A 25,014-nucleotide genomic window follows, 5' to 3' on the forward strand; every position below is an offset into this window, starting at 1 on the left:
GGCACTGTCCGGCAAAAATCGCCTGCCGGGGGAGACGCATCGGATGATTACAGTTTTCGGTTCCATCAACATGGACCTGATCGCCACCACGGCGCGGCTGCCCAAGCCCGGCGAAACCGTCGCCGGAACGAGCTTCGCGACGGCCGCCGGCGGCAAGGGCGCCAATCAGGCCTTGGCAGCGCGACGCGCCGGAGCGGCCGTGCGCATGGCGGGTGCCGTCGGATCGGACAGTTTTGCCGACGGCGCGCTGGCGCTTCTAAAACAGGCGGGAACCGACCTTTCTCTGACCAAAACGGTCAGCGAACCGACCGGCACCGCCCACATCCTCGTCGGAGGTGATGGCGAGAACGTGATCGTGGTGGTGGCGAGCGCCAACGGCACTGTCAGCGCAGGTGATGCAACCGCAGCCGTGGATATGATGACCGCCGGCGACACGTTGATGCTGCAACTGGAGATTCCGGCGGAATCGGTAGAACGGGCGCTGGTAAAGGCGAAAGAAAAGGGCATCACCTCGATCATCAACATCGCCCCGCTGACGAAAGACGCGGCGCGGCTCGGACGCATGGCTGATATCGTCGTTGCCAACGAGACGGAATTCGAGCTTTTGGCGGGCCGTCAAGGTTTGTCGGCCGAGGAGCGCATCGAGGCGATGCAAGGCCTTTCGCGCGAAACGGGGCAAACGGTGATCGTGACGCTCGGCGCCGAAGGCGTGGTTGCCGTGCGCAACGGCAATGTGCATCGCGCCAAGGGGCTAAAGATCGAGCCGGTCGATACCGTTGGGGCAGGCGATACATTCTGTGGCTATCTCGCGGCCAGCCTCGACGCCGGCATCGATTTCGACAAGGCGCTACGCCGTGCCGCTGTCGCCGGCTCGCTCGCCTGTCTGAAACCGGGCGCTCAGCCGGCCATCCCGGAAGCCGCCGAGGTCGACGCAAAGGTCTGATTGCATCGGACGCAATCGAGCCCCTGCGCAATCAGGACACTGAACGTCGTCGCTGTGGCATAAGCGTTTGATTTATCCGCGAAACGCGCGATCTAGCCCCATCGCGTTGTGCCAATTTTAATAAATATCGCGCTATTCAAGCGATTACAAAGGCCCGCCTTCCAGGATCAAGGGCGGCCTTACGATGTCGGTCGGCATCTGGCGCTCCATGACGGGGCATCTCCCAAACTAGATCGCGTCACGCCGCGGCTGTGAAACCCGCGGTCTTCACCATGCGGGGACATTCATGTTCAAGTTCCAAGCCAAATCGCTGGCCACCAAACTGATTGCGGTAACGGGCGGCATCATTGCGCTCGTCCTTCTTGCCTCCAACTATGTGCTGATTTCCCAGACCCAGGATCGTGTCGAAACGCTGGTGCTGGATCAGGCGCGGACCGAAGCGAAGGCGATCGCATCCGACATCGGCAGCAACATCGCCGAGCTTGCAGGCGCCGCCCGCTCGACGGCAGGCGTGATCGGCCGCGGCCACAAAGGCGGCTATCTCGACCGCAAGGGCGTCGTCGACATGCTGAAGGCCAATGTCGAGAAGAATGCCTTCGCGTTCGGCAGCTGGTTTGCCGAGGAGCCGAATGCCTTCGACGGCAAGGCCAAGGACTATGCCGGCAAGAAGGATTTTGGCGCCGCCAAGGATGGAACGCTCAATCCCTATTGGACGAAGGGCAAGACGGGTATCGACTTCTCGACCTTCGATTCCGACTACCCGGCTGAATGGTATGCTCTGGCGGCCAAGAGCCTCAAGGGCGCGATGACGGCGCCCTACACGGAGACGACGACGGGTGACAACAACTCGATGTCCTCGATCGCCTACCCGGTCATGTCGAAGGGCAAACTGCTCGGCGTCTCCGGCGTCGACGTTTCCCTGACGTCACTTGCCAATAAGGTGAAGGACATCCGTCCCTTCGGCTCCGGTCGCGTGACGCTGCTGTCGCAGACCGGAAAGTGGCTCGTGGCTCCGAACCCGGACCTTCTGATGAAGGACTATGACGGTATCGGCGCCGATGTGGTCAAGAATGCGCTTGCCGCCTCTCAGCCCGGCATGATCCACGACCTGAGCGATGACGGCCATGAGACCTTCGACCGCGTCGTCTATCCTTTCGCGCTGCCGGATGTGAACACGACCTGGGTCGTCCTGGTTGATGTACCGCAGACCGCGATCAATGCCCCGGTCGTCGACCAGACCTACATGATGATCGTCGGTGGCCTGATCGTGCTCGGTGCGGTGTTGCTCGGCCTCTATCTCGCCGTTCGCCGCTTCGTTCAGAAGCCGCTTGCCGGCCTGGTGAGCGACGTCGAAACCCTGAGCAAGGGCGTCTACACTGCCCCGGTTTCCGGCCAGGATCGCACCGACGAAACCGGTTCCGTTGCCACGGCGCTGGAAGGTTTCCGTCATCAGCTCGCCGATACCAAGCGGCTGGAGGCAGAGGCCCGGCACGAACGCGAACAATCCGAGCAGCAGCGCAGCCAGTCCGAGGCCGAGCGTGCCCAGTCGAACGCCACCCAGCGCGAGATCGTCGCCAAATTGGCGAAGGGCCTGTCTCAGCTCTCCTCCGGCGATCTCGCCTACCGGATCACCGAGGATTTCCCCAGCGAATATGCGCAGCTGAAGCGTGACTTCAACTCCGCCATGGAAAGCCTCGAAGAGACGATCCAGACGGTCAACACCTCCGTCGTCAATATCAGCACCGGCACCAGCGAAATCAGCAATGCGGCCAATGACCTCTCGCACCGCACCGAGCAGCAGGCCGCAAGCCTGGAGGAAACGGCAGCCGCGCTCGACCAATTGACCTCGCAGGTCAATGCCAGCGCCGACAACGCCAAGGTGGCGGCAAAATCGGTCGAAACCGCCAGCAACGACGCCGAGCAATCGGGGGAAGTCGTGCAGAAGGCAATTGCCGCGATGAAGGGCATCGAGCAGTCGTCCGGCGAAGTCAGCCGCATCATCGGCGTTATCGACGAAATCGCCTTCCAGACCAACCTGCTGGCGCTTAATGCCGGTGTCGAAGCCGCCCGCGCCGGTGAAGCCGGCAAGGGCTTCGCGGTTGTCGCCCAGGAAGTGCGCGAACTCGCCCAGCGCTCGGCAAATGCCGCCAAGGAGATCAAGACGCTGATCAACACCTCGGCTGGCCAGGTGCGCGAGGGTGTCGATCTTGTCGGCCGCGCCGGCGGAGCGCTGCAGAAGATTGCCGATCAGGTGGTTCAGATCAACGGCCTGATTCGCCAGATCTCGGGCTCGGCCTCCGAACAGGCGGTCGGCCTCAAGGAGATCAATACGGCCGTCAACCAGATGGACCAGGTGACGCAGCAGAACGCTGCGATGGTGGAAGAAACAACCGCTGCCAGCATGGCGCTGAACGACGAGGCGCGCACGCTGAGCACGCTCGTCTCCCGCTTCCACGTCGCGCGCCAGGCCCCGGCCGACATGCTGCGCAATACCGCCGAAAAGATGCGGGCACCCGCAAGGGCATCGGCACTGAGCTACAGCGCGCCTGCCAAAACGACACCGGCTCGCTACGTCGCCCGACCGCAAAAGGCAGCGCCGCAGGTTTCCGGCAATACGGCTCTTGCCCAGGACAACTGGGAAGAATTCTGAGCCGAAGGCCTGCGGGCGAACGACCGATACAAACGGCGTCCCTGTGGCGCCGTTTCTGCTTGATCCGCCCGAGCTGTTGCCGCGGCACTGAACTTTCGGCAGCGGGTCGCTTCGCCTCAGGGGCAGCCGCCAACCTATGGAGGAACTTTCGCGGCACTTCTGCGTTCAAGCTGCACTATCAAGCCGGAGGAACCAGAAATGCCCGATCGTGAACCAACAGTTATCAACACAGGCGGCGGATATACCGGATGGGTCGTGGCGATCATTCTGGCGCTTATCGTCATCGGCGCGCTCCTCCTGTTTACCGGCGTTATCGATCTCGGAGGCGGAGGCACCGGAACGGATGTCAATGTGAACGTCCCGGCCGTCGAAACTCCTTCGACGAACAAGCCTGCGACAGAAACACCTGCAACTGGCACACCTGCAACTGGCACGCCGGATACGGGCACGCCGGCAACTGGCGCGACACCCCAGCAATAAGGGAAGTTTGCGCCTCGCAGCTTGAGACGGCGCCCCGCGGCGCCGTCCATCCAAGCCAAAGGCTGGCCGTTCGGGCGTTTAAAGACGCGCCAAGCGCTCCGTCAAAAGGTCGAAGAAGCCCTGATCGTCGATCTCGCGCATGACCTTGGCATTGTGCTTGCGGCCGGTCACCTGCCACCAGTCGACTACGGTCATGCCGACCGTCAGATCCGATTTCGTCTCGATTTCGACATTGCAGTCGCGCCCCTTGAAAAGGTCCGGGCGCAGGAGATAGGCGATCACCGTCGGGTCGTGCAGCGGGCCGCCATCGGAGCCGTATTTCTCGATGTCGAAGCGCTCGAAGAATTCCAGCATCTCGGCCATGGCGATGGCAGCCGGCGAGCCGATGGCCTTGATCTTTTCGACGCGGGCCTTGTAGGTCAGCACCCGGTGGGTGACATCGAGCGGCATCATGACGATCGGGATGCCGGACTTGAAGACGATCTCGGCGGCATCCGGATCGACGTAAATGTTGAATTCGGCGGCGGGCGTGATGTTGCCGCCCTCGAAGAAGCCGCCGCCCATCATGACGAGTTCGCGCACACGCGTCGCGATTTCGGGCGCCTTGTTCAGCGCCAAGGCAATGTTGGTAAGCGCCCCCAAGGTGCAGAGCGTGACGGTGCGGGTTTCTTCTGCCAGCAGGGTTTCGATAATGAAATCGACGGCATGCTGCGGCTGCAGCGGCATGGTGGGCTCATCGACCACGGGTCCATCGAGGCCGGTCTTGCCGTGTACATGTTCGGCGGTCACGAGCTGGCGGACAAGCGGCCTGTCGGCGCCGGCGAACACCTTCACATCGCGACGGCCGCAGAGCTCGCAGATAACCCGGACGTTGCGGGAGGTGAGCGCGACGGGAACATTGCCCGCCACGGCCGTGATGCCAAGCACGTCGAGTTCATCCGGGCTGCCGAGCGCCAGCATGATTGCGGCGGCATCGTCCTGCCCCGGATCGGTATCGATGATGATCTTTCTCGGCATGCGGGTCTCCTTCGCAAGTCAGCGAGCGGACTATGATTTGCCTCTTCGCCCGGCGCAAGCGCCTTGCGCTTGCTGCGCACAGCTACCATATTAGAGGTCGCGGATGCCGCCTCGCGGGTCCGCAAAACGGTCGCTTGAGAGCCAAGGACTACTGTATGACCCGGATGACACCTTTTACGAGCCCCCTTCTGCTCGGTTTCGATGCCATGGAAAAGACCCTCGAGCGGATCGCCAAGGGCAATGATGGCTACCCTCCCTACAATATCGAGCGCATTCACGGTGATGATTCGTCCGGCGAGCAGGAGCGCCTCCGAATCACGCTGGCGGTCGCCGGGTTTTCCGAGGAGGACCTCGACGTCACCATCGAGGAAAACCAGTTGATCATCCGTGGCCGCCAGACCGAAACCGGTGAGCGCGACTATCTGCACCGCGGCATTGCGGCGCGCCAGTTTCAGCGGATGTTCGTGCTTGCCGACGGCATGCAGGTTTCCAAGGCAGAGTTGCGCAACGGTTTGCTGTCCGTCGATCTCATCCGGCCGGAACCTGTCCGCATGGTAAAGAAAATTAATATTTTAGTCCCAGAGTAGGATAACCGGCATGATTTGCCGGCCGCACAAAGGCACCCGGCAACCCAAGACAGCCGAGAAACTTCGTGCAGAAAATCAATGAGTTGCGGCTCCCGCATGGCCTTTCAGGGCAGAAGGCGCCGCAAAGCTACGGAGTACGTCTCATGGGATTGAAACACGTCAGCACAGCCCTGTCGAAAAACGACCTAGCGCATCTCGGCGCCGGTGAAGTCGGCTATATCCGCAAGATGCGTTCGGACGAAGTCTCGCGCGTCTTCCCGGAAGCCCCCGACATGGGCCCGGGCCTAGACCTGTGGGCGCTGTTCGGCGCCGACGGCACGCCGATCCTCCTGACCGACAATCGATCCAGCACCTTCTTCAAGGCCGCAGAAGACGATCTGAAGACGGTCAGCCTTCACTAGAACGCACGCGTTTCGGCTTCTTGCATGCCGCTATTCCAAGGCCACGGCACACGTATGGGCGACATGCACCAAGCTGCCGGCATTTTTCAGCTCATACCCGCCGGAACGTAAGATAGGCGGACTTGCGCCCTTCCCGACGCGCCTTGGCCTCGTAGCGCGTGCTCGGCCAGCCTGGATAGGGTGTCAGCCAGTCGGCAGCGTTCTGCGCCGTCCAGGCGAACGCCGCGTGATCGCGGCAGTGCAACAGCGTCCAGTTGACATAGGTGTCAATATCCGAGGCGAAGCAGAAGACACCGCCGGGTTTCAGCACGCGGGCAAACCGATCGAGATTAACCTTTGAAACGAAACGGCGCTTCCAGTGCTTCCGCTTCGGCCAGGGGTCCGGATAGAGCAAATCGATGTGGTCGATCGAAGCCTCCGGCAGCCAGTCGAGCACCTGCGTGGCGTCATCGTCGTAAAGCCGGATATTCTCAGCGCTGCACTTCTCGATGTGGCCAACGAGTTTCGCCATCGAATTGACGAAGGGCTCGACGCCGATGAAGCCGGTGGACAGGCTTTCGACGGCCCGATGGATCAGATGTTCGCCGCCGCCGAAACCGATCTCCAGCCTGACATTGTCGACGGGATGTCCGAACAGCGATTTGATATCCGGCGGCGCCGGCGCCGACAGATCCAGCCGCAGGAGGGGCAGCACCGTTTCGAGATGGGTTGCCTGCAGCGCGCGCAAGGGTTTGCCCTTGCGGCGTCCGAAGAAGGCTTCGGTCGAGCGGCTGCGGTGCTGTTCGGTCATGCGCGGTCTTTCACTTATAGAAAAGCGGGCGTCTCCCCGAAGGAAACACCCGCTCTTTACTGTCTTCTGCAGTCACCCGTCCAGAGGCGGATCAGGCAGCCTTCAAAGTGTCCTCTTTCAAGGCGTCCCTGAGCGGCTTCACCAGATCGAGCTTCTCCCAGGAGAAGGAACCGTCGCGGCCTGCCTTGCGGCCGAAATGGCCGTAGGCCGAGGTCTTGGCGTAGATCGGCTTGTTGAGGTCGAGGTGGCGGCGGATGCCGGAGGGCGACAGGTCCATCGTCTTGCGGATCGCCTGTTCGACCTGGTCCTCGGTCACCTTGCCGGTGCCATGCAGATCGACATAGATCGACAGCGGCTGGGCAACGCCGATCGCGTAGGCAATCTGGATCGTGCAGCGGTCTGACAGGCCGGCGGCAACGACGTTCTTTGCCAGATAGCGGGCGGCGTAGGCAGCCGAACGGTCGACCTTGGTCGTGTCCTTGCCGGAGAACGCGCCACCGCCATGGGGTGCTGCACCGCCATATGTGTCAACGATGATCTTGCGGCCAGTCAGGCCCGCATCGCCATCAGGGCCGCCGATGACAAATTTGCCGGTCGGGTTGATGTACCAGTTGCAATCGTCGGCGATCTCGATGTCGTGCAGCGCCTCGCGGATATAAGGCTCGACGACGGCGCGAACCTTGGCCGAGTCCCAGCTGCCGTCGAGATGCTGCGTCGACAGCACGATGGAGGTCACCGCCTGCGGCTTGCCGTTGACGTAGCGGACCGTTACCTGGCTCTTGGCGTCGGGGCCAAGCTTGCCGGCATCGCCCTGCCCTGCCTTGCGGGCGGTTGCGAGCAGGGCCAGAATGCGGTGCGAATAATAGATCGGCGCAGGCATAAGCTCGGCGGTTTCGCGGCAAGCATAGCCGAACATGATGCCCTGGTCGCCGGCACCTTCGTCGCCCTGCTTGTCGGCAGCGTTATCAACACCTTGGGCGATGTCGGCCGACTGCGGATGCAGCAACACATCGATCTTTGCGGTCTTCCAGTGGAAGCCGGCCTGTTCATAGCCGATTTCGCGGATCGCCTTGCGGGCGGCAGCCTTGAACTTCGCGGGATTGATCAGCGGATGCCCCGCCGCGTCCTTCGCGATATTTCCGTCTTTGTCTTTCTTCAACAGGGTATCAGGCACGCGGACCTCGCCGGCAATCACGACGCGGTTGGTGGTTGCCAGCGTTTCGCAGGCAATGCGGACTCCCCAAGGGTCAACGCCCGTCTTGGCGGCTTCACGATATACAAGATCGACAATTTCATCCGAGATCCGGTCACAGACCTTGTCGGGATGGCCTTCTGCCACGGATTCACTCGTAAACAGGTAGTTTGCGCGCATGCGGGAAGTCCCCTCAAAGAAAAAACGGCTACGAACGTATTAGTGATAATGCCATCAAAAAACAAGGACACAAGGACATAAATATATCTTTATATGTGGTGGACGGGAACGTTTTCCTCTTTTTTGGGGTTTTGACGAGACGTGTCATGGGAGATGGCGACCGCCCCATTGGCGCCTGCATCAGGCACAAAAAAAGCGGCACTATCCGGCCGCTTTTTTTAGTTCCGCCTCGCGTCAGCCTTATTCGGCTTCCGCTTCTGCCGCCAGGGCCTTGACCAGGTCCACCAGCTTGCGACGCACCTTGGGATCGCCGATCTTGACGAAGGCGCGGTTGAGTTGAAGCCCTTCCGAGGACGACAGGAAATCGACCACGTAGTTCGAGCTGGAGGCTTCGGCCATGCCAGACGGACCGGAGGATAAACCCTCGCCCGGTGCATCTTCGAAGAAGAAGGATACCGGAACATTCAGAATGCTCGAAATGTTCTGAAGACGGCTCGCGCCGACCCGGTTGGTTCCTTTTTCATACTTTTGGATCTGCTGGAAGGTGATCCCGAGGCTCTCTCCGAGCTTTTCCTGGCTCATACCCAGCATCGTGCGGCGAAGCCGAATCCGGCTACCGACATGTATGTCGATCGGGTTCGGCTTCTTCTTGTTCTCTATCATAACGGTTTCCTAATAAGCGAGTTTCAGTTGCCCCATAACCTGGCCACTTACAGAGAGCTGACTACACACGTTACGTTGTGATGCCGGGCGGAAACCCTCTGAACATAGGTAAGGATCATTGGTAGAAGCCACTATGCAATTTTAGGGGTTTTTGGTCAATTCTCCCGGAAAATAAAACTAACGCGGGAAATAATCGCGAGAGCGAAGAGTAGGCATGCGAGCAGCACTCCATTTCTCCCTTGTTCCGTGGGGCTCATTGGTGGAGCGGTCTTTCCCGGAAGGATTGTATCCACGAATCCCCGGCTGCCGAACGGAAAACCGGTGAGGATTTCACCGCGCGCGTTGACGATTGCCGATACGCCGGTATTGGCATCGCGGACCATCGGCAGGCCCGTCTCGACGCTGCGCAACTGCGCCTGTTGGAAATGCTGATAGGGGCCAGGCGTGTTGCCGAACCAGGCATCATTGGTGATATTGAGCAATGCATTTGCGGTAAGCGCATCATTGCCGATTTCCCGCGGGAAGATCGCCTCGTAGCAAATCAGCGGGTAGAGCGTCTTGCCGCCGGGCAAAGTCAGGAGCGAGCGTGTCGCCGAAGACGAGAAACCGCCGGGCATGGTCGCTGCGATCGCATTCAAACCCGCGGACATCAACAGGCTTTCGAACGGCAGGTACTCGCCGAAGGGCACAAGGTGCATCTTGTCGGAAGCGCCGACGATCTGGCCGCGATCATCGATCACATAGATCGAATTATAGTAGCGCCGTGGCAGGCCGGCTCCGGCATCCTCAGCCCGGACCGCACCGGCGATGAGGATCTGGCCCTCCTGCAGGACATCGGAAATCCTCAAGAGCGCATCCGGATTTTCGGTCAGGATGAACGGCACGGCGGTTTCCGGCCAGATGACGACATCAGGGCGCTTGCCGCCGTCTTCCGCTGGCGCCGCGGTGAGCTTCAGATGCTCTTCAAAGATCGATCGCCGCTCGGCGTCGTCGAACTTCTGTGACTGGTCGATCAGCGGCTGCACGAGGCGGATGGTGACGGCCGGGTCTGCCGGAGGCGACAATGGCTGGTTCAAACGGTAAACTCCGTAGCCGAAATGGGCCGCGACCAGAAGCGCCGCGATGCCCAAGCCGGTCCGCAATCCCTTGCGGGTACCGATCAGCGCTGGAGACGCAAAGACAAAGACGGCCAGCATGTTCATGCCGGCAAGACCGATCACCGCTGCCGACTGCATCATCAGCGGCACAGGCATGGCCGCATAGCCGATCGCGTTCCAGGGAAAGCCCGTGAGGATAAAGCTGCGCAGCCATTCGAACAGCCCGAAGGCGAAGGCAAGCGCGGCGATACGCCCCATGCCATCCGACCAGAGAAGACGGGCAAGCGCCGCCGAGAAGGCATAGAAGAAGGCAAGAAAGGCAGGTAGGCCGACAACGGCGAGCGGCACGGCCCAGGCGAATTCGTCGGCCTCGACGAGCAGCGCGTTGCCCAACCACCATAGGCCGCCGAGGAAATAGCCGAAGCCGAAACACCAGCCGACGAAGAACGCGGGAAAACTGCGCCTCAGCACTCCATGGTCAGGATTGCCGGATGCGCCGTCAATCAGCCAGACGAGAACGGGGAAAGACAGAAACGGCGCGGCGAAGATGCCAAAGGGCGGCAGGGCCAAGACGGCAACCAGTCCGGCGGTAAAGGCGACAAGCGCCCGGCGCGCACCCGATAACAGCATGATCCTGCCCGCAAGCCACTCCATTCATTCCCCCAAACCGGCGTGAACCGCACATTGCCATGCGAGGCGTGCGGTGGGCGCAAGCCGCCCATTCGAATCAACGCGCCCGCAGTCTTCCAAAAAAGTAGCTGCTTGTCGTGCTTCGAGACGGCGCGCGGTTACGGAAAACGAAGCTTTTATCCGGTGTCGCGCAGGGATTTTTCGTCACCGGCGAACGATGTTGCCTCGGGGGACGTATCCTCGTCGCCCTTGAGCGGGCGGCGGCGGGCCGGAGGACGCTTGCGGACGATCCGCACACGCTTCACCCGGCGGGGATCGGCATCGAGAACCTGGAATTCGAAACCCGGGATCGCCTGGACGACCTCACCGCGGGCCGGTATGCGGCCGAGCGAGGCAAAGACCAGGCCGCCCAGCGTATCGACGTCCTCAAGCTGCTCGCGCACATCGAAATCCGCACCGATCGCTGCGGCAATCTCCTCCAATTCCACGCGGGCGTCGGCAACGAACACGTCGTCGGAGGTCTTGGCGAACATGACTTCTTCATCGTCATGCTCATCCTCGATATCGCCGACAACCATTTCAACGATATCCTCGAGCGAGGCGAGACCATCGGTGCCGCCATATTCGTCGATGACCAGCGCCATCTGGATGCGGGCTGCCTGCATGCGCTGCATCAGGTCGGATGCATGCATCGACGGTGGCACGAACAGCACCTGGCGGATGATGCCTGCCTCTTCGACCGTCTTCGACAGATCGATGCGCCCCAAGTCGAAACCCGGCTTCGGCTGGCGCGCCGGCTTTTCTGTTTTTTCAGCCGTGTTCGCTGCAGCGCTTGCGGTGGAACGGTTGCCACTACGACGCTTGTTGCGCGCCTGCTTGGTGACATAGGAAAGCAGATCGCGGATGTGTACCATGCCGCGCGGATCATCGAGGCTCTCGCTATAGACCGGCATGCGCGAGCGGCCGGATTCGTCGAAGATGACCATCAGTTCGCCGATGGTGATCGTGAGATCGACAGCTTCAATATCGGCGCGCGGAACCATGACGTCCTCGACACGCACTTCACGGAAGCGAAGGATGTTGTTGAGCATGGCTCGTTCGGCCGGCGAAAAGGCCGCGTCGCCTTCGGCTCCGCCGGTCATCAGCGCATCAGCAAGATCGTCACGAATACTGGAGTTGCTGCCGGCACGCCAAATTCGGGCCGCGCGGCTCCAGAAGGAGGAGCCGGATTTGCCGCTCTCAGGTTTCTGCGCGGCGCTACTACTGCCCGCTTCGTCCTGACTGGAGGCTTCCGCCTCATCTCTTACAGCAGCGGCCGGCTGTGTTCTAAAATCGCTCATCGTTCCAAACTATCATACGGGATCACTGTCCCCATAGGGATCAGATAGCCCAAGACCGGCCAAAATGCGAGTCTCCAGACTCTCCATTCTTTCAGCATCGTTCTCTTCCATGTGATCATAACCGAAAAGATGCAGAAATCCATGCACCAGGAGATGGCTCAGATGCTCGTTGAAAGGCTTGCCGAGCGCCTGTGCCTCACGGACCAGCGTTTCCTGGGCGACGACGATATCGCCGAGCATCGGCCCCGGCATCTTGCCGGGGGTCAGCGGAAAGGCCGGGAATGAAAGCACATTGGTCGGCTTGTCCTGACTGCGCCATTCCGCATTGATCTCGCGGATGGAGGCATCGTCCGTGAACACCAGCGAGACTTCCGGTGGCATCTGCGGAAACGGCTGCTTTTCCTCGTGACGAAGGAAATTGGCAGCCGCACCGAGAATGCGCTCGCTCAGAGACTGGAGTTCGGCCTCGGAGGGCCAGGGGCCTTCCTCGACGCTGATCTGGATATCAAGGGTAGTCATGATTAACTACGACCGCCTTAGCGGTCGCTCTGCTCGCTTTCGTCATGCACGGCGGTCGATGCCTCGTAGGCGCGGACAATGCGGGCGACCATCGGATGGCGCACGACATCGGCATCCTTGAAGCGGACGACAGACACACCTTCAACACCGCGCAGGATCTGCAGCGCCTCGACGAGGCCGGACTTGACGCCGCGCGGTAGGTCGACCTGGCTCGGGTCACCGGTGACGATCATGCGGCCATTTTCGCCGAGACGCGTCAGGAACATCTTCATCTGCATTGCCGTGGTGTTCTGCGCTTCGTCAAGAATAACGGCGGCGTTTGCGAGTGTACGGCCGCGCATGAAGGCGAGCGGGGCGATTTCTATGACACCGGCGGTGATCGCACGCTCGACCTTATCGCCCGGCATCATGTCGTAAAGCGCGTCGTAGAGCGGCCGCAAATACGGATCGACCTTGTCCTTCATGTCACCCGGCAGGAAGCCGAGCCGTTCGCCCGCCTCCACCGCGGGACGCGACAGGATGATGCGATCGACAGCGCCGCGCTCCAGCAGCTGGGCCGCATGAGCCACCGCGAGATAAGTCTTGCCGGTGCCGGCCGGGCCGACGCCGAAGACCAGCTCGGACCGTTCCAGCGCGCGGATATAGGCATCCTGCATGGGTGTGCGGGCGGCGATGGTCTTCTTGCGGGTGGAAATCTGGGCGAGGTTCAGCTTGGCTTTCCTTTCCAGGGTCGGAAGCTGCAGCTGATCATCCGCAGCAACGGCCATGCGGATGGCGCCTTCGACATCGGAGACTTCGACGGTGCTACCGTTTTGCAGGCGGCCATAGAGATAGTCGAGCGCCCGGCGCGCCTGATTGGTGGCGACCATTTCGCCCGAGATCGCAACCGAATTGCCGCGCGGGCGCGCATCGATCCGCAGGCGCTGCTCGATCAGCTTCAGATTTTGGTCGAATTGGCCGAAAAGCTCACTGGCAAAACGATTATTCTCGAATGTGAGCACGAAGTGATTGACGTCTGTCGCGGATGTTTTCGACTGGCGCGGCGATGATGAGACCAATTCGTGTCCGTTCAAGCGGTCAGGCTCCTTCAGTTGGCGATCCCTCAGCTTACCACCTCGGCAAACAGACTGTTAGGGCCCGCACCAGTGATTCGTACAGTGATAATGTCACCGATTTGCGATGACTTTGCATCAACATTCACCGACTGCAGCCAGGGCGAGCGGCCGATCAACTGGCCAGGCATGCGCCCCGGCTTCTCCAGAAGCAGGTCGATGGTCTTGCCGATGCACTGCACGGCAAAGGCATGCTGCTGCTTCAGCAGCAAAGCCTGCAATCTTTCCAATCGGTTGGCCTTCACATCGTCCGGCACCTGATCTTCAAGATCGGCGCCCGGCGTGCCCGGTCGGGTCGAATATTTGAAGGAAAATGCCTGTGCATAACCGACCGTCTCGACAAGCCGCAGCGTATCCTCGAAATCCTCGTCAGTCTCGCCGGGAAAGCCGACGATGAAGTCGCCGGACAGCGCGAGATCGGGGCGCGCCGCCTTGATGCGGGCAATCAGCGCAATGTATTCGGCGGTCGTATGCCGCCGGTTCATCGCTTTCAGGATACGGTTGGAGCCGGACTGGATCGGCAGGTGCAGATAGGGCATCAGCTGCGGCAGGTCGCGATGCGCGGCAATCAGGCTGTCGTCCATGTCACGCGGGTGGCTGGTCGTGTAGCGCAGGCGGGCAAGGCCATCGATTTTGCTCAGGCGATAGAGAAGCTCTCCGAGACCCCATTTTTCGCCGTTCGGGCCAGTGCCATGCCAGGCGTTGACGTTCTGGCCGAGCAGCGTGATTTCGCGCACGCCGCCATCGACCAGTTTCTGCGCTTCGGCAACGATCTGGGGGACCGGGCGGGAGACTTCCGAGCCGCGCGTATAGGGCACGACGCAGAAGGTGCAGAACTTGTCGCAGCCCTCCTGGACGGTGAGGAACGCGGTGACGCCTCTTGCTTTGGTCTTTGCCTTGTCGGGCGCCGGCAGATGCTCGAACTTGTCCTCGATCGCGTAGTCGGTGTCGAGCACACGCTCGCCGCGCTTGACGCGTTTCAGGGCTTCCGGAAGCCGGTGATAGGTCTGTGGGCCGATGACGAGATCGACGGCTGGCGCACGGCGCAGGATTTCGTCGCCCTCGGCCTGGGCGACACAGCCGGCGACGCCGATCATCAGTTGGCGGCCTTCGCCGGCCTTTTTCTTCTTCAGCTCGCGCAGGCGGCCAAGCGCCGAATAGACCTTTTCGGCCGCTTTCTCGCGGATGTGACAGGTGTTGAGCAACACCAGATCGGCGTCTTCCATGGCGTCGGTCGAGACATAGCCATCCTTGGCCAGCGCGTCGGTCATCCGGTCGGAATCATAGACGTTCATCTGGCAGCCGTAGGTCTTCACAAAAACCTTACGGACTGCTGGGCTTTCGAGCGCCATTTCGGGCTTTGCGGACAAAACTGCTGTTTCCTGTGTCATGGCCGCTTCCATAGAGCAAAGAGGCGCAAAATTGAAGCCCTAAGAGACCGTTTGGGAATTGATGAGGCCGGGCTGCAAATGGCGTTTTTCTGCGCTCCTATGCTCACGTACTATAGGTACGCTGCGCTTCGGTGCTCGCAAACCACCATTTCGCCCGCGGCCTGACCAATTCCCAAACGGTCTCGTGGGCACTCAGCGGCCGCGCAGCTTGAGCGCCAGCATGGAACGGATGCTCTTTTCGACCTGCCGGCTGACAGTCTTGCGGTTGCTCTGCGGCGTGTAGGTGATCTGTTCGCCATAGATGACATCCACATCGACCGCACCCTCATAGAGGATGCCGAGCAGATGCGGTGCCAGCGCGATATCGCCGGGCCAGGCAGCGATCGGCCGATGGTAGCGCCCCATCGGCATGCCATGAATGCCGGTATAGGCGATGGCAACCGGCTGGACATGCACGACGCCCGTCGGCGACAGCGGCACGGCCGACGCCGCGGCACCAAACAGTGCTGTCTTGATTTCGAGCAGCCGGTTGCCGTCAGACGTCGTGCCTTCGGGAAACAGCACGACTATCTCGCCGTCAGCCAGCCGCTTGCCGATCTCGTTGACCTGATTGCCGGTGGTGCGCTTCTGATCGCGCTCGATGAAGATCGTCTTCTGCAGCCGGGCAAGGATGCCGAAAACCGGCCAGGCCTTCACGTCGGACTTGGCAACGAAGACCACATCGGCAATCGAGCCGAGTACGAGGATATCCTTCCAGCTCGCATGGTTTGACACCAGCATCAGCGGCCGCTGACGGTCCGGCATGCCGTGAACGCGGACCCTTATGCCGACCAGGCGGCAGGCCATTCGGTGCCACAGACGCGGAAGCCGGCGCCGCTGCGGCGTATCCAGCCAAAGAAAGACCAGTTGCGTCGGGATGAGGACGAGCGTCGCGACAACCAACAGTGTCATGCAGAGCGTGACGCGCAGCCAATTGATCACGCGCGCAAACTCCACGACTGCAGCCGGACGGCGCCGCGGCGTATGACTCGAACCGTGATTGTCTCGTCGGCGTGGCGGCGCAAGCGCGTCCCTCTTTCAAAGCCAGTACGGCTAGCCAAGATCGAGGCGCATGACAAGGGCTGCGGTTCTGGTCGCGCCAACACCTTGATAATAGGCCCGTCTTTCGCCGACATTGGCAAAACCGAGTTTGCGATAAAGGCCAATGGCAGCAACATTGGTTTCATCGACTTCGAGGAAGACTGTTTCAGCCGCCCGATCGCGCGCCTCGCGCAGCGCTGCCCGCATCAGCCGCCAGCCGAGGCCCAGGCGCGAAAAACGCGGATCGACGCCGATCGTCAGGATTTCCGCCTCGCCGGCGGCGACGCGCGACAGCACGAAGCCGCCGGTCAAAGGCCGCGCAGAGGCATTGCTCTGGCGCGCGATAAATCCGAAGACAGTATCCTGAACCAAAAGAGAATGCAGTTCACCATCGCTCCACGGGGATGTGAAGCGCAACTTGTGAACGGCAGCGGCGTGCGGCAGGTCGTCTGCTTCCAGCGGGACGATTTCAAATTCGGGCTTGCGGATAAAATAGTCGGTCAGCGACATCTTACGCCCGCGCCACGGCAAAGCCGGCCTGCGGCCTCACGTCCGGCCCGCGCAAATAGAGCGGGCTCGGCTTGCCCTGCGAGGGGTCGGCAACCACGCCAAGCCGTGCCACAGTGCCGATATCGGCAACGTCGATCTGTGCCACGTCCGGCAAAGGAGCATCGGTAAGATGCCTGGTGGCGGAGCCACAGATGACGCCGTCGAAATCCGCGAACAAACGCCGCGCATCGTCAAGCTCGAGGATCTGCGCCTCGGTCCGAGGCGTGCCGGCCGCCTCGAATATCTGGCAATAGAGTTCTTCGCGTTTCGCATCCATTGCGGCTAGCACCGGTCGTCCCGGGTATTTCTCAGCCGCGGATCTGGCGAGCGCTGCAAGGATGGAAACACCGACGGACGGCACACCCAGGGCCAAGGCGAAGCCACGCGCCGCGGCAACGCCGACCCGGATACCGGTGAAGGAGCCCGGACCGATGGTGACGGCAATGCGATCGATGTCGGACAGGGCCTTGCCGCTTTCGGCAAGCGCCTCATCGATGAAAGCCAGCAGTTGCTCGGCATGTCCACGGCCGATATCGGCGCCTGCGGACGCCAGGACGTTATCGTTGGTGCTGTCAAAAACGGCTGCAAAACAACCCGTCCCAGCCGTATCGATGGCCAGAACGATCATGGGTTGCAGACTCCAATGCGTGGTAGCGACACTGTTGGAACGCTCGCTCAGACAGCTTCGACTGCCTGCACTTCGGGAATGAAATGGTGCAAAAGGTTCTGCACCCCATGCTTCAGCGTCGCCGTCGAGGACGGGCATCCGGAGCAGGCACCCTTCATGTTGAGAAAGACGACCCCGTCGCGGAAACCCTTGAAGGTGATGTCGCCGCCATCCTGGGCAACGGCCGGGCGGACACGGCTTTCCAGCAGCTCCTTGATCGTCGCGACTATCGTCTCGTCACCTTCGTCGAAGAACTCACCGTCCAGATCGCTCTCTTCGGCGCGAGTCTGGACCGCCATGACCGGCTGGCCGGACATGAAATGTTCCATGATCGAGCCGAGAATGGCCGGCTTCAGGTGCTGCCATTCCTGATCTTCCTTGGTCACCGTGATGAAATCGTAGCCGAAATAGACGCCGGTGACGCCGGGAATCATAAACAGCCGGGAGGCAAGCGCCGAACCGGCTGCCGCTTCTTCCACATCACGGAACTCCGCCGTGCCGTTTTCCATTACCACCTTACCGGGCAGGAATTTCAGCGTCGCAGGGTTCGGGGTGGCTTCCGTCTGGATGAACATGTCTTTCTCCGCGTCGGCCGGGATGACGTTCAACCAGCCTGTTTAGAATTATTCAAAAGAATATAGGCCGTTTGAACAACCGCTTCAAGATGCACCAGGGACCGTTTCCGGCCGGCAAGGATCAAAACGGCTGATGCTGCCTTCAGCTCAGCGCGTCGATTTCCGCGTCCGTCAAACTGTCCGGGATGACCGTGACCGGGATCGGAAATGCCGCCGTCTTGCCGGCGATCGAAGACACCAGCGGCCCCGGACCATCCTTGGCAGAACCGGCCGCAAGCACGAGGATCGCGATATCCCGGTCCTCCTCGATCAGGCTGTAGATCTGCTCGGTTGCGCTGCCTTCGCGGATCACCATTTCCGGCTCGATGCCGATCGTCTCGCGCACCGTCTGGGCGATCTTGGCGAGTGTCGCCTCCGCCTCCTCGCGCGCCTCTGCCCGCATGATGCCTTCGACGCCAAGCCATTGCTGGAAGTCGCCATCGGCAATGACGTACAGAAGAACCATGCCGCCGTTGGAATTCTTGGCCCTCATGCCGGCATAGTGAACGGCCCGGCTGCATTCCGGCGTATCGTCGATCACCGCCATAAACTTGCGGCGGTGACCTTCCAGTCTTGAGAGTCGTGTTGAAACCATAGCGGGACTCTTACACCCGATATTTCTGGCTGCAAGGTTTCTTTTGCGGCGAATTATTGCAGGAAGCCGACGATTTCCCGGACCTGTTTCATCGTCACGTCCGCCCGTGCCCGAGCCCGCTCGCCACCATCGCGCAGGATGCCGTCGATGTGGCTCGTGTCATCCATCAGGCGGCGCATTTCGCCGGAGATCGGCGCGAGAACGTTGACCGCCAGATCCACCAGTGCCGGCTTGAAGACAGAGAACTGCTGGCCGCCGAACTCTTCCAGAACCTGGCTCTTGGTCTTGTCGGCGAGGGCCGCATAGATGCCGACGAGGTTGTCCGCTTCCGCCCGTCCCCTGAGGCCATCGACCTCGCCCGGCAATGCATCCGGGTCGGTCTTGGCTTTTCGGATCTTCTTCGAGATCGCATCGGCGTCGTCCATCAGATTGATGCGCGACAGGTCGGATGCATCCGACTTCGACATCTTCTTCGTGCCGTCGCGCAGGCTCATCACGCGCGGCGCCGGACCGTCGATCAGCGGCTCAACCATCGGGAAATAGGCATGAACCGGCTCTTCGCCGACCTTGATATCGACGCCGTAGCCGGTCTTGCGGATATGCTCCATGAAATCGATGTTGAACTTCATCGCAATATCGCGGGCAAGCTCCAGATGTTGCTTCTGGTCGTCCCCGACCGGCACATGCGTGCCGCGGTAGACGAGGATGTCGGCGGCCATCAGGCTCGGATAGGCGAGCAGGCCAAGCGACATCTGCTCGGCGTTCTTGCCGCCGGATTTGTCCTTGAACTGCGTCATGCGTTCCATCCAGCCTATGCGGGCGACGCAATTGAAGATCCAGGCAAGCTCGGCATGCTGCGGCACCGCCGACTGGTTGAAGACGATGTGCTTCTTCGGGTCGATGCCGGAGGCGATGAAGGCGGCGGCGATCGAGCGAATTTGATTGGGCATGTCGTCGTGCACGAGTTGCGCGGTGATCGCGTGCAGGTCGACGACGCAATAGATGCAGTCGTTGTTTTCCTGCAGCGCCACGAACTTGCGGATCGCGCCGAGATAATTGCCGAGATGGAGATTGCCGGTGGGCTGGACGCCGGAAAAAACGAGCGGCTTGAAGTCTGACATCGTGTCCTCATTCGGGCTTGTGGAGGGCCCGGCCTCTGTTGCTGTTGGCGGGCTTATGCACACAGGTGTGGCGGTGATCAAGAGGCGTCCACGCAGTTTGCGTATCTCGGCGCAAGGGCGGGTCTGCGGTGCCGATCGCCATCACTGGCCGTTCAGGCTGGCGCGAAGGCGATCCTCCCAACGTCAAACTAGAATTTTTTTCTCTAATTTAAAATTGTCTTAAATACCGAATCTAGCCTAGCCATGGGCTCCAAATCGGTTGTGCGACATTGCATTTCACAATTTTGCTTTATTTTGGATGAATTTACTATTTTGTCCGTAAGCCCCGCCTTTCAAGGGCCCTTTTCGACCGCCACGCCCCGAGATGCGTGGCGGGCCGTCGCCGTTTGCATGCCGCATCCGAAATCAACGTGCCGTGAGGCATTTGCCAAGGGAGACTGCTATGCGTAACGTTTTCTCGATTGCTCTTGCCTGCCTGCTCGTCCTGTCCTTCTTCACCAGCGCCGAAGCCAGAGATGGCAAGCGGCGCAAGGTCAAGCTTCCCGGCCACAGCATGACGGCAGCCTATGCCGTCCAGACCGCTTCCGTCATGACCAACTGCTTCTCGCCGCGACTGCAGAGCATATTGGCGCATATCGCAGCCGTCACGGGACACCGCCCGCTGGTCACATCAGGTCACCGCCCCCGCGCCCATCGCCGCGGCTCGCTGCACAGACTTTGTCAGGCGGCGGATATCCGCGTGCCTGGGGTGCCCGAAAGCAGGATCCTCGCCGCGGCAAGGACGGCACCAGGCATTGGCGGCATCGGCCGCTACTGCAACGGTATTGTTCACGTCGATACCGGCCCGCGGCGCCAATGGGTTCATTGCGGAAGGAGGGGAAAAGGCGGCCTCCTGGCCCTCAAGCGTCGGTCGGCGCGTCGGGCTTGACGGCTGCTTTCCGCTTCAAGTTCCGCCGGATCATGCCGAGATCGGCACCGCCGATCAGGAAGGCGACGGCGAAATAGACAATCATCGAGATGGCGATCAGCAGGCTGAGCGTACCGATCTTCGTCAGGAGTGACGCGCCGGAGGCAAGCGATGCCTCGAAGGCGTTGCGGAGATAATGGAGCACGCCGCCCATGACAGCCGCAGAAACGATGAGAAGAACTGTCCGGCGCATAAGCGCCCATTCCCAGACAAGGTGGCCACGGCGCAGCAGCGTCGTAAAGAGGAGAATGGTGCTGATCCACCCCGCCGTGGCTTCGGCAACCGCGATGCCCGGTGCGCCGAGACGGGGGAACAACGTTAGCGCGAGGCCGCAGTTGACCGCAACGGCGACGGCCGAGAAGCGCATCGGCGTCTTTGTGTCCTCGCGGGCGTAAAAGCCAGGCTGCAGCGCCTTGATCAGGACGAAGGCCGGCAGGCCGATGCCGTAGATGGCAAGGATCGAGCCGACGATAACCGTATTCTGCTCATGGAACGCACCGCGCTCGTAAAGCACGCGAATGATCTCGTCGGAGAGAATCCACAGTGCGAAGGCAGCCGGGATCGTCAGGAACAGCACGAATTCGATCGAGCGTTTCTGCAGGTTTCCGGCTTCGGTGAGGTTACCGCCCTTCAGCGCGCGCGACAGTTCCGGCAGAAGCACCACGCCGACGGCAATGCCGACGACGCCGAGCGGCAGTTGATAGATGCGATCGGCATATTGCAGGGCGGCGATGGCGCCGTCCTGGGCCGAGGCGATCGCCTGGCCGATCAGCTGGTTGATCTGGGTGATGCCGCCGGTGATCGCGGCAGGCACGGCAAGGATCAGCAGGCGCCTGACGTTGGGCGTGAATCGGGGAAAGCGCAGGCCGATGCTCATACCGGCATGAAGGACGCCGAAATAGACGACGGCAAGCTGCAGAACGCCGGCTGCCAGCACCCCCCAGGACAGATACCAGGCGGTCGCCAACGGATCGGCGCCTGTATAGAGCGCATAAAACAGCGCACCGATCATCACGACATTGAGGAAGATCGGCGCGACGGCGGCGGCGAAGAAATGATGCAGTGAATTCAGCATGCCGCTCATCATTGCGGTCAGCGACATGCACATCAGATAGGGGAACATCACCGCCGCCATGCTGATCGTGATGTCGAATTTCTCCGGATCGTCGGCAAAGCCCGGCGCGATGACGAAGCGCACCAGGAGTGGCATGGAAAGCTCCATCACGATGGTAAGGATGAGGAGCACCGAGAAGAGCACGCCGAAGACTTCTTCCGAAAACCGTTTGGCGCCCTCCGTGCCGTTCGCCTCGATCTCCTTGGAAAACAAGGGCACGAAGGCGGCATTGAAGGCACCCTCGGCAAAGAGGCGGCGAAAGAGGTTGGGGAAGCGGAAGGCGGCGTAGAAAACGTCGGCCATCGGGCCCGTGCCAAGGGCGGCCGCCATCAGCGTTTCGCGGGCGAAGCCGAAGATGCGGCTGCCGAGCGTGGCGCCGCCGACGGTCATGAATTTCCGGACGAGGCTCATGAATCCGCCTTGGTTTTCTTAGGAGTTGCGGCCGGACGCTGACTGTTCTGCGGCGCAATCATGCCCGACGGCATGCGGTCGCGCATTTCGTCGGCTTCGTCCGACATGACGGCCTTCAGGCGCGCGACGATATTGCCGTGCCGGGCCTCATTGGTGATCTTCTGACCAACGAGGTCGGTCACGTAGAAGGTATCGATGACCTTCTCGCCGAAGGTGGTGATGTGCGCGGAGGCGATGTCGAGCGAAAGATCGGAGAGCACGGCCGTGATCTCCGACAGAAGGCCGGTACGGTCGAGGCATTCCACCTCTATGACTGTGAACTTGTTGGAGAGGCTGTTGCTGATGGTGACAGCCGGCGGCACCGTGAAGGCCTTGTTGCGCTTGCGGTGCTTGGTGCGGCTGGCGATCACCTCCGGCAGGCGCCTCTTGCCCGACAGCACGTCCTCGATCATCTTGCCGATGCTGGCGGCACGGCGCGTCTCGTCGTCATCGACCGGGAACTCGCGGTTGACCAGGATCGTGTCCAGCGCCCGCCCGTCCGAGGTCGTGAAGATCTGCGCATCGACGATGTTGGCGCCGGCTGCGGCACAGGCGCCGGCGATCACAGCCAGCAGGCGCGGATGGTCGGGCGACAGCACGGTGATTTCGGTGATGGCGTGGAACTGGTGGGTCCTGACCATCGTCGCGAGCGCACGGCCTGCCTTGTCGGCCTCGCGGATGAAGCGGGCGTGGCGCAGTTGATCCTCCAGCGGCACGGAGAGCAGATAGGGCTGGTAGTGCAGCTTGGTGTAGGTCTTGCGGTCCTTCTGGCTCCAATCGGACAGCGCGTTGTAGAGCACGTCGGCGGCATGTGCTGCGCGCTCCTTGCGCGGCAGATCGGAGAAGCCGCCGGACAGGAGCAATTCGGTTTCATAGTAGAGCGTGCGCAAAAGCTGGCCCTTCCAGCCGTTCCACACACCCGGACCGACGGCGCGGATATCGGCGATCGTCAGTACAAGCAGCATTTTCAGCCGGTCGAGCGACTGCACCCTTTCGCTGAAATCGATGATCGTCTTGCGGTCGTTGAGATCGCGCGTCTGCGCGACCATCGACATTGTCAGATGTTCCTCGATCAGCCAGGCGACGGTCTCGGTCTGCTTCGGCGTCAGGCCGAAGCGCGGGCAGAGCTTGCGGGCAACCTTGGCACCCGCGACCGAATGATCTTCGGGACGACCCTTGGCGACGTCATGCAGGAGCACGGCGACGAACAGCGCGGTGCGATCCTCGACGTTCGGCATCAGCTTGACGGCGAGCGGATGCAATTCCTCGTCGCGGCCCTGGTCGATCCGGGACAGCACGTGGACAGCGCGCAGCAGGTGTTCGTCCACCGTATAGTGGTGATACATGTTGAACTGCATCAGCGAAACGATCTTGCCGAATTCCGGGATGAAGCGGCCAAGCACACCGGCCTCGTTCATCCGCCGCAGGATAAGTTCCGGATCGCGACGCGAGGTCAGCATCGAGATGAAGAGCCGGTTAGCCTCCTCGTTGTCGCGCACGGCTTGGGTGATCAGGCTGAGCGACCGGGTCACCTGCTTCAAGGCGGCCGGATGGAACTCCAGGCCATTGATATCGGCGACATGGAAGATGCGGATCAGGTTGACCGGATCGCGCTTGAAGATATCGGGGCTCGCGAGCGCAATGCGCCCGCCGTCATCGACGAATTCCAGCGTGCCGGCGATCTTGCGGACCCGGTGGGTGAAACGGCTGAGCGCCGCGGTGAAGCCCGGAAGCTGCTTGGCCTGCTGGTCTTCGAGCGCGGCACAGAAGATGCGCGTGAGGTCGCCGACGTTTTTTGCCACGAGGAAATAATGCTTCATGAAACGTTCGACCGCGGTCAGGCCGGGGTGATCATGATAGCCGAGGGCTTCCGCGATCTCGCGCTGGATATCGAAGGACAGTCGCTCCTCGGCCTTGCCGGTCAGGAAATGCATATGGCAGCGCACGGCCCAGAGAAAATCGTCAGACCTCTGGAAGAGAGTATATTCCTGGCGTGAGAGAACACCGAGCTTGACGAGGTCGGCCGAGTCCTTCACGCGGTAGAAATACTTTGCGATCCAGAACAGCGTGTGAATATCGCGCAGGCCACCCTTGCCCTCCTTGACGTTCGGCTCGACCAGGTAGCGCGTATCGCCAGCTTTACTGTGGCGTTCATCGCGCTCGGCGAGCTTGGCGGCGATGAAGTCCGGACCGGTGTTCTTGACGATTTCGCTGTCGAAACGGGTTTCCAACTCGTCCGCCAGCTCGCGCGAGCCGCAGATGAAACGTGATTCGAGGATTGCGGTGCGGATTGTCATGTCACCGCGCGCCAGCCGGATGCATTCGTCGATGGTGCGCGTGGCGTGGCCGACCTTGAAGCCGAGATCCCACAGGATATAGAGCATGAACTCGATCGCCGGCTCGGCCCAGACGGCCTTCTTCACCGGCAGCAGGAAGAGAAGATCGATGTCCGAGCCCGGCGCCAGCGTGCCGCGGCCATAGCCGCCGACGGCCGTAACGGCGATGCGGGCCGAGGGCTGCGCATTGGCCGCGTCGAAGACCTCGTTCAGGATGAAATCATGCAGGACAGTGATCAACTGGTCCTGCAGCCAGGAAATCCGCTCGGCGCATTTAAGACCGCTGCCATCCTGCATCAGCAGTTGCCGGGCGTTTTCGCGGCCGTCGAGATTGGCCTGCTTGAAAGCGGCGAGCAGTGCCCGGCGCATCAGGTCGCGTTGCTCCGCATGCGCTGAAGCGATGAAACTGCACTTGGCCCTCAGCGCTGCAACATTCACGATATCGGGGAATGACGTTTCATGCATGGTCATCAAAGGTCGATCGTCTTCCTATCCGGCGGGCTCCGCAAGCCGCTGCTAGAGCATGATG

Annotated in this window: 23 protein-coding genes; 6 read left to right on the forward strand and 17 right to left on the reverse strand. The window is 61.2% G+C overall.

All coding sequences use genetic code 11. The features are described from left to right. Positions 1 to 43: 43 nt before the first annotated feature. The 3 genes from ACSQ2Z_RS19995 to ACSQ2Z_RS20005 all read left to right on the forward strand — a co-directional run bounded on the left by ACSQ2Z_RS19995 (position 44) and on the right by ACSQ2Z_RS20005 (position 4,073). Positions 44 to 943 (forward strand): ribokinase, encoded by a 900-nt coding sequence (locus ACSQ2Z_RS19995; protein WP_436082810.1) that lies wholly within the window; start codon positions 44 to 46, stop codon positions 941 to 943. A 286-nt stretch (positions 944 to 1,229) separates the two neighbouring features. Further along, complete coding sequence (locus tag ACSQ2Z_RS20000) at positions 1,230 to 3,593, forward strand: methyl-accepting chemotaxis protein (RefSeq protein WP_436082811.1); 2,364 nt, start codon at positions 1,230 to 1,232, stop codon at positions 3,591 to 3,593. A gap of 198 nt (positions 3,594 to 3,791) precedes the next feature. After that, positions 3,792 to 4,073 carry a hypothetical protein gene (locus tag ACSQ2Z_RS20005; protein WP_436082812.1) on the forward strand — a complete coding sequence of 94 codons (282 nt, stop codon included), beginning with the start codon at positions 3,792 to 3,794 and terminating at the stop codon, positions 4,071 to 4,073. Positions 4,074 to 4,151: 78 nt separating this feature from the next. Here the strand turns inward: ACSQ2Z_RS20005 and ACSQ2Z_RS20010 are convergent, their stop codons facing one another. After that, positions 4,152 to 5,090, reverse strand: a complete 939-nt coding sequence (locus ACSQ2Z_RS20010) for a nucleoside hydrolase (RefSeq protein WP_436082813.1) — start codon at positions 5,088 to 5,090, stop codon at positions 4,152 to 4,154. Between the two features lie 155 nt (positions 5,091 to 5,245). On the opposite strand from ACSQ2Z_RS20010, the gene ACSQ2Z_RS20015 reads away from it, so the two are divergent. Continuing rightward, complete coding sequence (locus ACSQ2Z_RS20015) at positions 5,246 to 5,677, forward strand: Hsp20 family protein (RefSeq protein WP_436082814.1); 432 nt, start codon at positions 5,246 to 5,248, stop codon at positions 5,675 to 5,677. 143 nt (positions 5,678 to 5,820) lie between these two features. Next, positions 5,821 to 6,078: a DUF1150 family protein gene (locus tag ACSQ2Z_RS20020; RefSeq protein WP_436082815.1), complete on the forward strand. Its 258-nt coding sequence runs from the start codon at positions 5,821 to 5,823 to the stop codon at positions 6,076 to 6,078. A gap of 91 nt (positions 6,079 to 6,169) precedes the next feature. On the opposite strand, the gene trmB is transcribed toward ACSQ2Z_RS20020, so the two are convergent. The 14 genes from trmB to trpS form a co-directional block, all read right to left on the reverse strand. Next, entirely contained in the window at positions 6,170 to 6,868 is a 699-nt protein-coding gene (gene trmB, locus ACSQ2Z_RS20025; RefSeq protein WP_436082816.1) for a tRNA (guanine(46)-N(7))-methyltransferase TrmB, read from the reverse strand. Positions 6,869 to 6,959: 91 nt separating this feature from the next. Then, positions 6,960 to 8,240 (reverse strand): methionine adenosyltransferase, encoded by a 1,281-nt coding sequence (metK, locus tag ACSQ2Z_RS20030; RefSeq protein WP_436082817.1) that lies wholly within the window; start codon positions 8,238 to 8,240, stop codon positions 6,960 to 6,962. Positions 8,241 to 8,480: 240 nt separating this feature from the next. Continuing rightward, positions 8,481 to 8,903, reverse strand: a complete 423-nt coding sequence (locus ACSQ2Z_RS20035; protein WP_436082818.1) for a helix-turn-helix domain-containing protein — start codon at positions 8,901 to 8,903, stop codon at positions 8,481 to 8,483. A gap of 155 nt (positions 8,904 to 9,058) precedes the next feature. Beyond that, positions 9,059 to 10,654, reverse strand: a complete 1,596-nt coding sequence (lnt, locus tag ACSQ2Z_RS20040; RefSeq protein WP_436082819.1) for an apolipoprotein N-acyltransferase — start codon at positions 10,652 to 10,654, stop codon at positions 9,059 to 9,061. Positions 10,655 to 10,806: 152 nt separating this feature from the next. Continuing rightward, the gene (locus ACSQ2Z_RS20045; protein WP_436082820.1) at positions 10,807 to 11,970 is read right to left on the reverse strand and encodes a transporter associated domain-containing protein; all 1,164 of its coding nucleotides are present in this window, start codon (positions 11,968 to 11,970) and stop codon (positions 10,807 to 10,809) included. A 12-nt stretch (positions 11,971 to 11,982) separates the two neighbouring features. Further along, positions 11,983 to 12,489: an rRNA maturation RNase YbeY gene (gene ybeY / locus ACSQ2Z_RS20050; protein WP_436082821.1), complete on the reverse strand. Its 507-nt coding sequence runs from the start codon at positions 12,487 to 12,489 to the stop codon at positions 11,983 to 11,985. 17 nt (positions 12,490 to 12,506) lie between these two features. After that, entirely contained in the window at positions 12,507 to 13,562 is a 1,056-nt protein-coding gene (locus ACSQ2Z_RS20055; protein WP_436082822.1) for a PhoH family protein, read from the reverse strand. A 29-nt stretch (positions 13,563 to 13,591) separates the two neighbouring features. Beyond that, complete coding sequence (gene miaB, locus ACSQ2Z_RS20060) at positions 13,592 to 14,992, reverse strand: tRNA (N6-isopentenyl adenosine(37)-C2)-methylthiotransferase MiaB (RefSeq protein WP_436082823.1); 1,401 nt, start codon at positions 14,990 to 14,992, stop codon at positions 13,592 to 13,594. Positions 14,993 to 15,184: 192 nt separating this feature from the next. Continuing rightward, entirely contained in the window at positions 15,185 to 15,973 is a 789-nt protein-coding gene (locus ACSQ2Z_RS20065) for a lysophospholipid acyltransferase family protein (RefSeq protein ID WP_436082824.1), read from the reverse strand. 111 nt (positions 15,974 to 16,084) lie between these two features. Further along, a complete protein-coding gene (locus ACSQ2Z_RS20070; protein ID WP_436082825.1) occupies positions 16,085 to 16,582 on the reverse strand; it encodes a GNAT family N-acetyltransferase in 498 nt (165 codons plus the stop codon). Position 16,583: 1 nt separating this feature from the next. Next, positions 16,584 to 17,249 (reverse strand): tRNA (adenosine(37)-N6)-threonylcarbamoyltransferase complex dimerization subunit type 1 TsaB, encoded by a 666-nt coding sequence (gene tsaB / locus ACSQ2Z_RS20075; RefSeq protein ID WP_436082826.1) that lies wholly within the window; start codon positions 17,247 to 17,249, stop codon positions 16,584 to 16,586. A 47-nt stretch (positions 17,250 to 17,296) separates the two neighbouring features. Beyond that, positions 17,297 to 17,863, reverse strand: a complete 567-nt coding sequence (locus tag ACSQ2Z_RS20080) for a NifU family protein (protein WP_436082827.1) — start codon at positions 17,861 to 17,863, stop codon at positions 17,297 to 17,299. A gap of 142 nt (positions 17,864 to 18,005) precedes the next feature. Next, positions 18,006 to 18,497, reverse strand: coding sequence for a universal stress protein (locus tag ACSQ2Z_RS20085; RefSeq protein ID WP_037125440.1), 492 nt, complete (start codon positions 18,495 to 18,497; stop codon positions 18,006 to 18,008). A gap of 53 nt (positions 18,498 to 18,550) precedes the next feature. Then, positions 18,551 to 19,618 (reverse strand): tryptophan--tRNA ligase, encoded by a 1,068-nt coding sequence (trpS, locus tag ACSQ2Z_RS20090; RefSeq protein ID WP_436082828.1) that lies wholly within the window; start codon positions 19,616 to 19,618, stop codon positions 18,551 to 18,553. Between the two features lie 442 nt (positions 19,619 to 20,060). Here trpS and ACSQ2Z_RS20095 point away from each other — a divergent pair, with 442 nt between their 5' ends. Next, positions 20,061 to 20,546: a YcbK family protein gene (locus tag ACSQ2Z_RS20095; RefSeq protein ID WP_436082829.1), complete on the forward strand. Its 486-nt coding sequence runs from the start codon at positions 20,061 to 20,063 to the stop codon at positions 20,544 to 20,546. On the opposite strand, the gene murJ is transcribed toward ACSQ2Z_RS20095, so the two are convergent. Both murJ and ACSQ2Z_RS20105 read right to left on the reverse strand, forming a co-directional pair. Continuing rightward, positions 20,518 to 22,110 (reverse strand): murein biosynthesis integral membrane protein MurJ, encoded by a 1,593-nt coding sequence (murJ, locus tag ACSQ2Z_RS20100; RefSeq protein WP_436082830.1) that lies wholly within the window; start codon positions 22,108 to 22,110, stop codon positions 20,518 to 20,520. The two genes, ACSQ2Z_RS20095 and murJ, sit on opposite strands and share 29 nt — an antisense overlap. Next, positions 22,107 to 24,956 carry a [protein-PII] uridylyltransferase gene (locus ACSQ2Z_RS20105; RefSeq protein WP_436082831.1) on the reverse strand — a complete coding sequence of 950 codons (2,850 nt, stop codon included), beginning with the start codon at positions 24,954 to 24,956 and terminating at the stop codon, positions 22,107 to 22,109. Before ACSQ2Z_RS20105 ends, murJ begins: the two co-directional genes overlap by 4 nt. Positions 24,957 to 25,014: the final 58 nt, after the last annotated feature.

The sequence above is a fragment of the Pararhizobium sp. LjRoot235 genome (assembly GCF_964254145.1).
GTDB lineage: Bacteria > Pseudomonadota > Alphaproteobacteria > Rhizobiales > Rhizobiaceae > Pararhizobium.

Coding starts and splice junctions, on each gene's coding strand:
- ACSQ2Z_RS19995 (WP_436082810.1), top strand. CDS start 44: ATGATTACAGTTTTCGGTTCCATCAACATGGACCTGATCGCCACCACG.
- ACSQ2Z_RS20000 (WP_436082811.1), top strand. CDS start 1,230: ATGTTCAAGTTCCAAGCCAAATCGCTGGCCACCAAACTGATTGCGGTA.
- ACSQ2Z_RS20005 (WP_436082812.1), top strand. CDS start 3,792: ATGCCCGATCGTGAACCAACAGTTATCAACACAGGCGGCGGATATACC.
- ACSQ2Z_RS20010 (WP_436082813.1), bottom strand. CDS start 5,090: ATGCCGAGAAAGATCATCATCGATACCGATCCGGGGCAGGACGATGCC.
- ACSQ2Z_RS20015 (WP_436082814.1), top strand. CDS start 5,246: ATGACCCGGATGACACCTTTTACGAGCCCCCTTCTGCTCGGTTTCGAT.
- ACSQ2Z_RS20020 (WP_436082815.1), top strand. CDS start 5,821: ATGGGATTGAAACACGTCAGCACAGCCCTGTCGAAAAACGACCTAGCG.
- trmB (WP_436082816.1), bottom strand. CDS start 6,868: ATGACCGAACAGCACCGCAGCCGCTCGACCGAAGCCTTCTTCGGACGC.
- metK (WP_436082817.1), bottom strand. CDS start 8,240: ATGCGCGCAAACTACCTGTTTACGAGTGAATCCGTGGCAGAAGGCCAT.
- ACSQ2Z_RS20035 (WP_436082818.1), bottom strand. CDS start 8,903: ATGATAGAGAACAAGAAGAAGCCGAACCCGATCGACATACATGTCGGT.
- lnt (WP_436082819.1), bottom strand. CDS start 10,654: ATGGAGTGGCTTGCGGGCAGGATCATGCTGTTATCGGGTGCGCGCCGG.
- ACSQ2Z_RS20045 (WP_436082820.1), bottom strand. CDS start 11,970: ATGAGCGATTTTAGAACACAGCCGGCCGCTGCTGTAAGAGATGAGGCG.
- ybeY (WP_436082821.1), bottom strand. CDS start 12,489: ATGACTACCCTTGATATCCAGATCAGCGTCGAGGAAGGCCCCTGGCCC.
- miaB (WP_436082823.1), bottom strand. CDS start 14,992: ATGACACAGGAAACAGCAGTTTTGTCCGCAAAGCCCGAAATGGCGCTC.
- ACSQ2Z_RS20070 (WP_436082825.1), bottom strand. CDS start 16,582: ATGTCGCTGACCGACTATTTTATCCGCAAGCCCGAATTTGAAATCGTC.
- tsaB (WP_436082826.1), bottom strand. CDS start 17,249: ATGATCGTTCTGGCCATCGATACGGCTGGGACGGGTTGTTTTGCAGCC.
- ACSQ2Z_RS20080 (WP_436082827.1), bottom strand. CDS start 17,863: ATGTTCATCCAGACGGAAGCCACCCCGAACCCTGCGACGCTGAAATTC.
- ACSQ2Z_RS20085 (WP_037125440.1), bottom strand. CDS start 18,497: ATGGTTTCAACACGACTCTCAAGACTGGAAGGTCACCGCCGCAAGTTT.
- trpS (WP_436082828.1), bottom strand. CDS start 19,618: ATGTCAGACTTCAAGCCGCTCGTTTTTTCCGGCGTCCAGCCCACCGGC.
- ACSQ2Z_RS20095 (WP_436082829.1), top strand. CDS start 20,061: ATGCGTAACGTTTTCTCGATTGCTCTTGCCTGCCTGCTCGTCCTGTCC.
- murJ (WP_436082830.1), bottom strand. CDS start 22,110: ATGAGCCTCGTCCGGAAATTCATGACCGTCGGCGGCGCCACGCTCGGC.
- ACSQ2Z_RS20105 (WP_436082831.1), bottom strand. CDS start 24,956: ATGACCATGCATGAAACGTCATTCCCCGATATCGTGAATGTTGCAGCG.